Raw genomic sequence first — 13,072 nt, 5'->3', positions numbered from 1 at the left:
CAGGCAATTATTAACGTTATTTATGCAATGAAAAAGAAATTATTTTTACTCCTACTAATATTCCCATTTATAGGGTTTGCCCAGCAGCAAACGTTTCAAATAACTTGGAAAGATTATAAAACGATTACAAATGGAAACTTTTCTATAGAGGTTCCTTCCTTTGATAAAGAACATTTTAATTATAGTTTAAAAGATGGCTTGCAATTTGTAGCACAATGGGATACCTCTAATTATATTAATGAGTCTTCGGTAACTTTATCGCAAGTTAGTTATACGAGTATTTCTTTAAACGAATTAAAAGGAGTCGATCTTAAAACTATTCCGGATACTGTAAAATATAGCTTGGCTAATTCTATTGCTAGAAATAAACGGAATGCGTATTTTATTGTTTCTCCTATTATAAAGGAAAGAGGTGTCTATAAAAAAATAACGTCGTTTACGGTTAATTATAATACCAATAGCAGTAAAAGTTCAAGGTTTTCAAGTGCAGCAAGAAGACAACTTACCAATTCTGTTTTAAGTTCTGGAGAATGGCATCGGTTTTATGTAGATACTACAGGAGTATTTAAAATTTCAAAAAGTTTTTTAAGTTCTATAGGTGTTAATGTGAATAGCGTAGATCCTAGAAATATTAAGTTATTTGGTAATGGTGGGCAAATGATACCATATGCTAATGCAGAAGTATATCCTTATGATGTTGTCGAAAATGCCATACGAGTGGTAGGTGAAAATGATGGAGAATTTAATAATGAGGATTATATTTTGTTTTACGCCAGAGGACCAAGAGGGTTTGACGCAGATAGTAAGACCAATATAAATTTATATACAGATAAGACCTATTATTATATAAACATTAGTTCTGGTCAAGGTAAAAGAGTACAACCTTTTATGCAACCTACAGGTAATATCGATTTAGAGATTACGCAATTTCAGGATTATCAATTCTATGAAGTAGATAAATATAATTTGGTAAATGTTGGAAGAAGATGGTTTGGGGATAGATTTGATATCGAAAATAGTAAAACATATGACTTTAGTTTTCCGGATATCGTTTCTAGTGAACCAGCAATACTTAAAGTATTTGTTGCATCCGATGCGGAAACGGCTTCTAGTATGCAGGTAGATATAAATGGAAATGCGGTTACAACCATAGCTTTAACAGGACTTACGGGTGATAATTTAGCCGTGGAATCTTCTTTTAATGGAAACGTAAATATTAATTCGGATGCTGTAGCTGTTACTTTAAACCATAATAATGCAGGGAATCCAAGTGCTAATGCATATTTAGATTATATTTCCATAGAAGCTACTCGCGCATTAAACTTTTCGGGAAATCAATTTGTTTTTAAAAATAAGGAGGTTGTAAGAGCTTCTGGAATTGGAAGATACACATTAACTAATGCCGCTAATGTTTCCGAAGTTTGGGATGTTACAGATTTATATAATATAACAACAGCGGTCAATACAGACGCCAGTGCAAGCTTAAGCTTTACTTCTAATTTAGGTAGCTTCAAAGAATATGCTGTGGTAACCACGGCAGATTTTTACCAACCAAAAAGAGATTCTAATACAAGTGTAGCTAATCAAGACTTAAAAGGAACCATCTTTTTAAATAACCAAGGTGCATTTCAGGATGTGGATTATTTAATAGTTACACCTACCTATCTTTTAGCGCAAGCAGAACGACTAGCAGAAATCAACAGACAGGAATATGGATTAAATGTTAAAGTAGAAACACTAGATAGAATATATAAAGAATTCAGTACCGGTAATCAAGATATTGGTGCTATTAGAAATTTTGTAAAATACATCTATGATAATGCAAGTACACCAGGAAATAAAATAAAGTATTTATGCCTTTTTGGGGATGGCTCTGTAGATTATAAAGAAAGGTTACCAAACAATACTAATGTTGTTCCTTCATGGCACGCTATAGAAAGCTTTAATTTAACAAGCTCTTTTGTGTCTGATGATTTTTTTGGAATGATGGATGAAAACGAAGGAAACATGGAACCTTCCGAAAAATTAGACATCGCTGTTGGTAGGATTCTTGTAAACTCAACGCAGCAAGCAAAAGAAGTGGTAGATAAAATTATATCTTATCACAACGACGCAAGTTATGGTAGTTGGAGAAATAATTTTGTAGTTGTATCGGATGACGTTGACGAATCGTGGGAAAAAGTACTACAAGAAAGTACCGATGAATTGGCAAACCTTATAGTAGCAAATAAACCGTTTTTAAATCCTATAAAAATCCATTCGGATGCTTATTTACAAGAAGCATCGGCAGGAGGCGCGCGATACCCTAAAGTAAATGAAGCTATAGTTAATGCTATAGAAAATGGTGCTCTTGTAGTTAATTATTTTGGTCATGGTGGTGAAGATGGACTTGCTCATGAGCATATTTTTGAAGCACCAGATTCACGAGAGTTAAATAATGTGTGTAAATTAGGTTGTTTTGTCACAGTAACTTGTGAGTATACAAGGTTTGATAATCCTTTAAGACCAACCGCTGGAGAATATATGTTCTGGAATCCTACAGGAGGTGCGGTGTGCTTAATTTCTACAACAAGAAAAATATTTGTGAGTGTAGGTATTACCTTAAATGAAGTTTTAGGTGAGTATATGTTTTCATATAATGACTCCGATGACTATCAAGATCATGAATACCCTTCTGTAGCGGAAGCTTTAAGATTAACAAAAAATGATCCTTCTGTATCTAGTACACCACAAAGAAGGTTGGTGTTTTTTATTGGAGATCCTGCAATGAAATTAACCTTTGCTAAACCTAATATCCGACTTACTAAAATTAATGATGTAGCTATTGCAGACGAAACAGATACATTAGAAGCTTTAAGTCATGTCAAATTATCTGGAGAAGTAACCGATATTTCTGGTAATGTACTTACAAATTATAATGGTGTATTATCGACCACCATTTATGATAAAGAAATAGATAGAAGAACCCTTGCCAATGATGGAGTGCGTGAAAGTGGGCAAATAATATATTTAGATTTTAAAACACTTGGAGAAATAATTTTTAGAGGGCAAGCATCTATAACCAATGGATTGTTTGAATTCGATTTTGTAGTGCCTAGAGATATTGGTATTCCTGTAGGTTTTGGTAAAGCAAGTTTTTATGCAAAATCCGAAATTCCATTCCTACAAGATCAAACGGGAGCAAGTATAGAAACTATTAAAATAGGAGGAATAAATGCAGATGCACCAGAAGATAATACGGGGCCTTTAGTTACGCTTTATATGAATGACGAAAGTTTTGTTTCTGGAGGTATTACCAATGAATCTCCTTCGCTTTTAGTGAAGTTAGAAGATGAAAACGGAATTAATACAGCCAGCGGAATTGGACATGATATTGTTGCAATTATTGATGGAGATGAAACAAGTCCTTATGTATTAAACGATTATTATCAAACAGAAGTAGATGATTACACCAAAGGATTAGTAAATTACCCTTTTAGAGATTTAGAGCCTGGTTTACATACCTTAACACTTAAAGCTTGGGATGTTTATAATAATTCATCCATCCAAGAAATACAATTTGTAGTCTATAATGAAAACGAACAATTAGTAGTTAAAAACGTATTGAATTACCCAAACCCTTTTGTAAATTACACCGAATTTTGGTTTAATCACAATAGTTCAGAGCCTTTAGACGTTTCAGTACAGATATTCACAGTTTCAGGTAAATTGGTGAGAACTTTAAATGGGCAAACCAATTCCTCAGAATGTTGTGGTAAAGGTGCATCAGCACTTTCTAGAGATATTATTTGGGATGGACGCGATGATTTTGGAGACAAAATAGGTAAAGGAGTTTATGTGTATAAGCTAACGGTACGTTCCAATACTCTAAATAAAAAGGTCGAAAAAATAGAGAAACTTGTAATACTATAATATTAATTTATATTTGTTAAATAAAAAACACCATATGAAGAAGTCAATTTTAACTATAGCATGCTTACTATTAATTGTTAAAATAAATGCGCAAACCACGGTAATTCCAGATTCAAACGATTCTAGAGTGATCACAACTGGAGTTCCATTTTTACTTATTGCACCAGATGCAAGAGGAGCAGCAATGGGAGATATGGGAGTTGCAACATCTGTGGATGCGTTCTCGCAACAATGGAATCCATCCAAATATGCATTTGCTACAGATAAACAAGGAATAGGCGTTAGCTACACACCATATTTAAGTAATTTAGTAAAAGATATCTTTTTAGGAAACTTAACCTATTATAATAAGTTAAATGAAAGAAGTGCTTTTTCAGCAAGTTTAAAATATTTTTCTTTAGGAGATATTGAGTTTGTTCAAGATGAATTTTCGGAAGCTTTAGTACAAAGACCAAATGAATTTACTATTGATGCTGCATATGCACTAAAATTAAGTGAACAATTTGCAATGTCTGTAGGTATGCGTTATTTACGTTCCGATTTAAAACTAAACGGTATTGATGAAGATGCAACAGCAGCAAGTACTTTTGGAGTAGATATTTCAGGGTATTACCAGAGTGAAGAAGAAGCGTATGATAGCTTTAATGGTAGAACACGTTTAGGTTTTGCAATTCAAAATATTGGGCCAAAGTTTAAATATTCCGAAGGCGGCGTAGAAAACTTTCAACCAACAACATTGCGCTTAGGTGGTGGTTTTGATTTTATTTTAGACGATTACAATAAAGTTTCTGTAACAGGTGAGGTTACTAAATTATTGGTGCCTACTCCTCCAGTTACTGGTAAAGAGTATGAATATACAGACGTCGATGGTAATGGGGAATATAATGAAGATATAGATGGACCAAAGGGGAATTTAGTTAACGATAATTATATTATAGATGGTAAAGATCCAGACGTAAGCTTTATTTCTGGTATGTTTCAATCTTTTGGTGATGCGCCTGGAGGTTTTAGCGAAGAGCTTAAAGAATTTACCTATGCTATTGGTGCAGAATATTCATATCAAAACTCCTTTGCTTTTAGAGGAGGATATTTTAATGAGAGTGATGAAAAAGGAGCAAGAAAGTTTTTTGCTTTAGGAGCAGGATTTAAATTTAGTGCGGTAACAATAGATTTATCGTATTTATTCTCAGCATCTAAAGTACAGAGTCCTTTAGAAAACACATTGCGCTTCTCTCTAGCCTTTAATCTTGGAGCAGACTCGTATACAGAATATTAATATTAAGTATAGAATAACAAGTAAAACTATTGCCAAAAGCAATAGTTTTTTTGTCTCAAAACAAATGGGTTTTAAAAGGATAGATACTAAATTTGAATTTTTTTTTCTTTAAATCAAATAACATAGAAGCACTGTACGAGTTGTGTTTATATTTTATTTTAAAAATGAAAGGGAATAGAAACAACTTTAATCGATCGTTTTAAAATTTTTTTGGTATAAAAGTTTCTTATATTTAAAGAATGAAACATGCATTGCTTTGGGAATGCAACTAGTAACATATTATTTTTGAATATTACATCTAGCAATTAAGATGCAATAAAAACTAAAAGATGAAAGAAATAAAAATAGAATCTACCTTAACCGTTTTTGATGATTTTAACGAATTACCAAAAAACATTGCTTCCTTAATGGAGCAAGCAATGGAAGCTAGAGAAAACGCATACGCACCATATTCTAAATTTCTTGTTGGAGCTGCAATAGCCTTAGAAAACGGAGAAGTGGTAACCGGAAGCAATCAAGAAAACGCATCGTATCCTTCTGGTTTATGTGCAGAACGTACCGCAATTTATTATGCAGGAGCAAAATACCCAGGTGTTAAAATGATAACTATGGCAATTACTGCTGGGTCTACTTTACATCAAACCATGGCGCCAATTCCTCCTTGTGGCGCATGCAGACAAGCAATTGCAGAGTATGAAGTAAAACAAAATGAAGATATAGAAATTTATTTTATGGGAGAAACAGGAAAAGTGGCAAAATCACATTCCTTAGCTAATTTACTTCCTTTGGTTTTCGATAAGTCGGCACTTTAGTGTTTCCGAAATCGATTTCGATGAATTTTACGATTTTCAGCCTTTTTTATTCCTAACTAAAGTATTACTTTTGTTGGTGGAATTAATTTTTGGAAAATTGTTTTCTGAAAGAATTCCATAGTAAATGCAGCGAATACCAATTTTAGATTGGTGTCCAAAAAAATAGAATTTTATAATTTCTTTAAAAAGTAGCACTACCAATGCAAAAAATCACCAAAGAAGTATACCTTAAATGGTATGAAGATATGTTATTCTGGCGCAAGTTTGAAGACAAACTAGCCGCAGTATATATTCAACAAAAAGTAAGAGGTTTTCTTCACCTTTATAATGGTCAAGAAGCAATATTAGCAGGAGCTTTGCATGCAATGGATCTTTCTAAAGATAAAATGATAACTGCATATAGAAATCATGTGCAACCAATAGGAATGGGAGTAGATCCTAGACGCGTAATGGCAGAACTATTTGGTAAAGCAACAGGTACCTCTCAAGGTCTTGGTGGTTCTATGCATATATTCTCCAAAGAAAAAGGATTTTATGGCGGACACGGTATTGTTGGTGGTCAAATACCTTTAGGAGCAGGAATGGCTTTTGGAGATAAATACCATGAAACAGGAGCAGTAACTATTTGCTGTTTTGGTGATGGTGCAGCTAGACAAGGTTCTTTACATGAAACTTTTAACATGGCAATGTTATGGAAATTACCAGTAGTTTTTGTTTGTGAAAACAATGGTTACGCGATGGGAACTTCTGTAGAACGTTCTGCAAACCATACAGACATTTGGAAACTAGGTTTAGGTTACGAAATGCCTTGCGGACCAGTAGATGGTATGAACCCAATAAAAGTTGCAGAAGCTTTTGATGAAGCGCTAGAACGTGCTCGTCGTGGTGATGGACCAACATTTTTAGAATTAAAAACTTACCGTTATAGAGGACATTCTATGAGTGATGCTCAGCATTACAGAACAAAAGACGAAGTAGAGGAATACAAGAAAATAGATCCTATCACGCAAATAAAAGAAGTTATTTTAGATAAAAATTACGCTACAGAAGACGATTTTAAAGTTATTGCGAAGCGCGTGAAAGAATTAGTCAGTGAATGTGAAAAATTTGCTGAAGAATCTCCGTACCCAGACAAAAGCTTGATGTATGATGTAGTTTACGAACAAGAAGATTATCCATTCATACAACATAAATTATAAGCTATGGCAGAAATAATAAACATGCCTCGATTGAGCGACACGATGGAAGAAGGTACTGTTGCAACGTGGCTTAAAAAAGTTGGCGATAAAATAGAAGAAGGAGACATTCTTGCAGAAATTGAAACCGATAAAGCAACCATGGAGTTTGAATCTTTTCATGAAGGTGTTTTATTATATATTGGTATTCAAGAAGGAGAAACTACGAAAGTAGATGAGCTTCTTGCAATTATAGGAGAAGAAGGAGAAGATGTTTCTGCCTTAATCTCTGGCGCAAAGGAAGATGCTTCTAAAGAAGAAGAAAAAGAAGAAGCTACAGCAGAAGTAGAAAAGGCTTCTAATGAAGATCAAGACTTACCAGAAGGAGTAATCGTAGTTACGATGCCAAGGTTAAGTGATACGATGGAAGAAGGTACGGTTGCAACGTGGCTTAAAAAAATTGGAGATGTTGTGGAAGAAGGAGATATCCTTGCCGAAATTGAAACCGATAAAGCAACGATGGAATTTGAGTCTTTTCAATCTGGAACCTTATTATATATTGGTTTAGAGGAAGGAGATACCGCTAAAGTAGATTCCCTTTTAGCTATCATTGGCCCAAAAGGAACCGATGTTTCTGGAATCGCAAAAAACTTTAATACAGAAGGAACTACAGATAAAAAAGAAGCAGCACCTAAATCCGCGGAAACTAAAAAAGAAGCTCCTAAAAAGGATGCGCCTAAAAGCGATGCATCGAAAGCTGTTGCGACTTCTAATGCTAATTTAAATGCTAACGGACGTGTATTCGTTTCTCCTCTAGCCAAGAAAATGGCAGATGAAAAAGGAATTAACTTATCGCAAGTACAAGGTTCTGGTGAAAATGGAAGAATTGTAAAACGCGATATCGAAAACTTTACACCAGCCGCAGCGACTGCTTCAGTTGGTAAATTTGTTCCAACAGGACAAGAAGATTTTGATGAAGTGCCAAATTCAAACATGCGTAAAGCTATAGCTAAAAACCTAGCGAAGTCTAAGTTTACGGCACCACATTATTATTTAAATGTGGAATTTGATATGGAGAATGCAATTGCATTTAGAAAACAATACAATTCTATTCCAGATACAAAAATATCGTATAACGATATGATTGTTAAAGCTTGTGCTTTAGCATTAAAAAAGCATCCTCAGGTAAACTCGCAATGGTTTGAGGATAGAATGCAATTAAATAACCATGTACATATTGGTGTTGCAGTTGCAGTTCCAGATGGTTTATTAGTTCCTGTAGTAAAATTTGCTAACGAGCAAAGTTTACCACAAATTGGAGCAGCCGTAAGAGAGTATGCTGGTAAAGCAAGAAACAAGAAATTGTCATTAGATGAAATGGAAGGTAGTACTTTCACTATTTCTAATTTAGGAATGTTTGGTATAGAGAGTTTTACATCTATTATCAATCAACCTAATTCTGCAATTCTTTCTGTTGGAAACATTGTTGAAAAACCAGTAGTAAAAGAAGGACAGATTGTAGTTGGTAACACAATGAAATTAACACTTGCTTGTGATCACAGAACAGTAGACGGAGCAACAGGGTCTTTATTTTTACAAACCTTAAAAGGCTATATTGAAAATCCTGTAACCATGTTAGTATAATATATTTTAAGTGTCACACTAAGCACAGTCGAAGTGCAAACTAGGAATCTTATAAAACAAAAGCCTAATTCAATTATTTGAGTTAGGTTTTTTTTATCTTTAAACTTTAAAACAATCTCATGAAGAAAATAATAGTATTACTTGCTTTGATTATAGTTTCTAGTTGTAAAACTTCTACAAAAGAAAAGGGCAAAATAATAACAATAACGAGTAATGAATTAAAAGAAACGGTAACTTATTTAGCTTCAGATGCTTTAAAAGGAAGAGATACTGGATCTGAAGGTATCGATGAAGCAGCGACTTATATTGAAAATCAATTTAAAATTTTCGGTGTAAAACCTTATTTTGATACGTATAGAGATACTTTTAAAGTAGATAGTTTAGATGCCTTTAATGTGGTTGGTGTTATTAAAGGTAATGATCCAACACTTCAAAATGAATATGTGGTTATTGGTGCACATTATGATCATATTGGTATTTCTAAAAAAGCAGTAAATAACGACTCCATAGCTAATGGTGCTAATGATAATGCAGCAGGAACGAGTTCTGTAATTGCAATGGCAAAATACTTTGCTGCAAAAAAGAATAATAAACGTAGCTTACTTTTTGTATTGTTTTCTGCAGAAGAAAAAGGTTTATTAGGATCCAATCATTTAGCGAAAAGATTAAAGGCCGAAAATTTAGATTTATATACTATGGTTAATATGGAAATGATTGGTGTGCCATTTGTAGATCGTGATTATGTTGCTTTTCTAACAGGTTTCGAAAAGTCTAACATGTCAGAAAAAATGAATGCATATTTAGGAGCGAATGTCATTGGTTTTTCAGAAATAGCAAAGAAGTATAGCCTGTTTAGACAATCTGATAACTATGCGTTTTATAAGGAATTCAATTTGCCTTGTCACACCATTTCTTCTTGTGATTTATCAAACTATGATTATTACCATCATGTAGATGATGAAGCAGATAAATTAGATTATAATCACATGGCAAACCTTGTGAATTCTATTATCCCAGCAATTGAAAAAATGAGTAATACACCAACTAAAGAAATTATTCTAAATGACTAAAAATATAATAATTACAGGAACAAGTAGAGGGATTGGTTTTGAACTAGTACATCTTTTTGCAAACCAAGGACATAATGTATTAGCGTTATCGCGAAATGCGCAACCCGTGAATAATCTACATTTTGAAAATATTACTTCTATGTCTTTTGATTTAAGCAAAGCCGAAGACTATAAGAAAGTAGAAGCATTTATTAAAACGGAATGGAAACAAGTAGATATTTTGATTAATAATGCAGGAACATTATTAAACCAACCATTTGCAGAAACGACCATGGAAGATTTTGAAAACGTGTACAGAACCAACGTTTTTGGTGTTGCCGAAATGTCTAGAACCGTTTTACCTTTTATGAAACAAAATAGTCATGTAGTAACTATAAGTTCTATGGGAGGTGTGCAAGGTAGTATGAAATTTCCTGGACTCGCAGCATATAGTTCTAGTAAAGGTGCCGTAATTACGTTAACAGAATTATTGGCCGAAGAATACAAAGAAACAGGACCACAGTTTAACGTGTTAGCTTTAGGAGCGGTACAAACCGAAATGCTTAAAGAAGCTTTTCCAGATTATAAAGCACCAACAACAGCAGCACAAATGGCGGCATATATACATAACTTTGCACTAACAGGAAACCAATTGTATAATGGTAAAATGTTACAGGTTTCTAATTCTACACCTTAATTTTTGGGTGCTAGGAAAAGATATTGCAGTTCCTTTTATTTATTCTATAATTTCGTAATCAATATCTAGTTTACGAAAAGACCGTAAAGCAGAACCTGAGTTTTTATCTAGCACCTCAATATCTACAGCATCGCCTTCTAAGAGAATATCTGTAAGTTCATGAGATAAGGATTCGCTGATGTTGGTGGCAACCTCTGCAATACATTTCGCTATCGCTCTTTTATCTGGTCTTTGGGCATCGCAAGACAATAAGTTTAATTTCATAAGTATAATTTATTAATTTAATAGTATAGCGATCCAATACTCGTTTAGGTCTTTGCTATTTGGATGCTTGCTTTAGGCTTTTACTTTATTAATTGAAGCTCTTTTCGTTTCGCTTCGTCACCTAGACTTTTCTGATTCCAGTACGGTTCGTTAATGCTTTTTTTCAACTGTGCTTCTGTTATTAATCCATCTCCATCATCTTCCGTCCAAGATAGTATTTTATATGGGAATTCGTTTTCAACAGCTATAGAAAGCTTTCTTTCATAATTCAAGTATGCAATGGTATAGCTTATTATGCTGTCTGATTCTGTTTTACTGATTTTAGCTTTGGTAGATTTTAGTTCGTGATATCCAAAACGACTGTATATCGTAGAGAAAATCAGGTCTATTTCTCCCAAAGGTAATTGCCCGTTATTTAAACGAATATGTGTCATTAGTTCTTCTTCTAGAAGTGCTGCAGGAATGGTCTTTTCTGTATCTCCATCTGCTTCAAAGTAAGAGAATTGTTTGAAATTATAATTTTCTTCTTCGAGATTTAATTGTGTAAATGTATGTCCGCACCATTCTTGAATACTCGTATTTAATTTTAATGTATGCGGATACTTTTTAGAATCCACCGGTGTAAAAGAAGAAGTTACAATAGAATAATCATAGATACCTGTCGTGAATTTTCTAATGTTGTTTAATTTTAAAACGGATACATTATCTTCTCCGGCATCTTGAGGATTATCTAATTTGACTTGTTTACTTAATGAAAATGGTTCTGTAACAAATACTAATACCACTTCCCCGTCGCGAATTTCTCCATATCGAGATTGTTTCAATGTATAGCTATTCAATTCCGCTTTCCCAGAATACCAATATTCCTTAAATTGATTTGTTAGTGGCGTTTCCTCTTTCTCCTTTTTTGTGGTTATTGGATCAGTAGATAATTTCTTATCCTGTTGACAGCTAAGAATAGAAAAGATGGCTAGAAAAAAAAATGCTTTTAGTAGTGTATTCATCGTTTTATTATCAAGAGTTAAACAAAGTTCAAATATTTTTAATGCCAACTAAGGTCTCCGGTTATTGTAAACTACGTAAACCTTCATAAACCACAATACTTACCGCATTTGCTAAGTTTAAGCTTCTAACGTGTTCACTGTATAAAGGAATCTTAAATAACTTGTCTGTATTGTTTTCTAGAAGATCTTTAGGTAAGCCTGCAGATTCTTTACCAAAAACTAAAAACATATTGTCTTCAAATTTAATATCCCAGTGGTTTTGTGTACCATGGCTAGATAAAAACACCATATTGGCCTTTTCGTTTTTCGTTAAGAAATCTTCTAAACTATCGTAATAATGTAAGTTGAGGTGTTGCCAATAATCTAATCCGGCACGCTTTAAACGCGCATCTGTAATTTCGAAACCAAAGGGTTTTACTAAGTGTAAATTAGATCCAGAAGCTAATGCTAGTCTTCCAATGTTTCCTGTATTGTTCGGTATTTCGGGTTCTATGAGTACTATGTTTAATGCCATGCTTACTTTCCACGAAAGTGGGTGTGTATGTTTAATTATTCGTTTTCTTCTTCAAATTCAATTACGTTTGCTTCAAATTCGGCTTCTAAAAAGGAGTCTTTACTTATCCAATATTCTGAAGTGATTAACGTGTAAGAAGTGTTTTCCTTGTTTTGTAAACTCCAAATAATATGTTCCGCTTCATCAAATTCTTCTTTTCCTAAAATCTGGTTGATGTATAACCTTTTGATGACATTGTTTTTTGAAAACGAAGCATTAAAAGCTTTTAAAACAATTTCTTTTGTAATATTTTTATTTGGCGAAATTTGGAATTCAATAGTTGTTGCTTTCGCATTCGGAAAAGTGCCGTTATATGCTTTAAAAAGTAATTGGTTTATATTATATAACTGATGATGTAATGCAATATTTGCATACTCTTCAGAAATTTTATCTAATAACATTTCATGAGAAATCTGTTCTATTTGATTCTCACTTAATTCCGCAGATAATTTATAGGTTAAAATAATAGCCGCTGCTTCTTGAGGTTCAAAATCGGATATTGCCATGAATAGCAATTCTCTTAATTCTTCTGGATTAGCACTAGCAGCATCTGGAAATCCAAATCTTTCAAGCAAATTGACATAGTCTTCATGTAGCCAAGCATTATCTAATTCGTCAAGATATTTTATTTTATTTATAACAATTTGATATTTCATAGTTTTCAAGTATTAATTATGTTTTCATCA

At 33.4% G+C, this 13,072-nt stretch carries 11 protein-coding genes; 7 read left to right on the top strand and 4 right to left on the bottom strand.

Annotated features, from left to right (window positions below; genetic code table 11):
* The first annotated feature begins 27 nt into the window (after window positions 1-27).
* The 7 genes from porU to ACVCZW_RS01920 all read left to right on the top strand — a co-directional run bounded on the left by porU (window position 28) and on the right by ACVCZW_RS01920 (window position 10,565).
* Window positions 28-3,912 (top strand): type IX secretion system sortase PorU, encoded by a 3,885-nt coding sequence (gene porU, locus ACVCZW_RS01950; RefSeq protein WP_452231516.1) that lies wholly within the window; start codon window positions 28-30, stop codon window positions 3,910-3,912.
* A 34-nt stretch (window positions 3,913-3,946) separates the two neighbouring features.
* Complete coding sequence (porV, locus tag ACVCZW_RS01945) at window positions 3,947-5,188, top strand: type IX secretion system outer membrane channel protein PorV (RefSeq protein ID WP_452227888.1); 1,242 nt, start codon at window positions 3,947-3,949, stop codon at window positions 5,186-5,188.
* Between the two features lie 329 nt (window positions 5,189-5,517).
* Complete coding sequence (gene cdd, locus ACVCZW_RS01940) at window positions 5,518-6,000, top strand: cytidine deaminase (RefSeq protein WP_452227889.1); 483 nt, start codon at window positions 5,518-5,520, stop codon at window positions 5,998-6,000.
* A gap of 200 nt (window positions 6,001-6,200) precedes the next feature.
* Window positions 6,201-7,199, top strand: a complete 999-nt coding sequence (gene pdhA, locus ACVCZW_RS01935; protein WP_452227890.1) for a pyruvate dehydrogenase (acetyl-transferring) E1 component subunit alpha — start codon at window positions 6,201-6,203, stop codon at window positions 7,197-7,199.
* Window positions 7,200-7,202: 3 nt separating this feature from the next.
* Window positions 7,203-8,819 carry a pyruvate dehydrogenase complex dihydrolipoamide acetyltransferase gene (locus tag ACVCZW_RS01930; protein ID WP_452231515.1) on the top strand — a complete coding sequence of 539 codons (1,617 nt, stop codon included), beginning with the start codon at window positions 7,203-7,205 and terminating at the stop codon, window positions 8,817-8,819.
* 119 nt (window positions 8,820-8,938) lie between these two features.
* Window positions 8,939-9,889: a M28 family peptidase gene (locus ACVCZW_RS01925; RefSeq protein WP_452227892.1), complete on the top strand. Its 951-nt coding sequence runs from the start codon at window positions 8,939-8,941 to the stop codon at window positions 9,887-9,889.
* A complete protein-coding gene (locus ACVCZW_RS01920) occupies window positions 9,882-10,565 on the top strand; it encodes an SDR family NAD(P)-dependent oxidoreductase (protein ID WP_452227893.1) in 684 nt (227 codons plus the stop codon). Before ACVCZW_RS01925 ends, ACVCZW_RS01920 begins: the two co-directional genes overlap by 8 nt.
* A 39-nt stretch (window positions 10,566-10,604) precedes the next feature.
* On the opposite strand, the gene ACVCZW_RS01915 is transcribed toward ACVCZW_RS01920, so the two are convergent.
* From ACVCZW_RS01915 to ACVCZW_RS01900, 4 genes are all read right to left on the bottom strand, one after another.
* Window positions 10,605-10,829: a hypothetical protein gene (locus ACVCZW_RS01915; protein WP_452227894.1), complete on the bottom strand. Its 225-nt coding sequence runs from the start codon at window positions 10,827-10,829 to the stop codon at window positions 10,605-10,607.
* Between the two features lie 80 nt (window positions 10,830-10,909).
* On the bottom strand, window positions 10,910-11,833 hold the full coding sequence (locus ACVCZW_RS01910) for a septum formation inhibitor Maf (RefSeq protein ID WP_452231514.1): 924 nt from the start codon (window positions 11,831-11,833) through the stop codon (window positions 10,910-10,912).
* A 61-nt stretch (window positions 11,834-11,894) separates the two neighbouring features.
* Window positions 11,895-12,347, bottom strand: coding sequence for a tRNA (cytidine(34)-2'-O)-methyltransferase (locus tag ACVCZW_RS01905; RefSeq protein ID WP_452227896.1), 453 nt, complete (start codon window positions 12,345-12,347; stop codon window positions 11,895-11,897).
* Between the two features lie 35 nt (window positions 12,348-12,382).
* Complete coding sequence (locus tag ACVCZW_RS01900) at window positions 12,383-13,042, bottom strand: hypothetical protein (RefSeq protein WP_452231513.1); 660 nt, start codon at window positions 13,040-13,042, stop codon at window positions 12,383-12,385.
* Window positions 13,043-13,072 lie beyond the last annotated feature (30 nt).

It is taken from the genome of Lacinutrix sp. MEBiC02595 (assembly GCF_053601555.1).
Note: the sequence above shows the minus strand (reverse complement) of the source record. Positions and strands in the feature narration are given on the sequence as shown.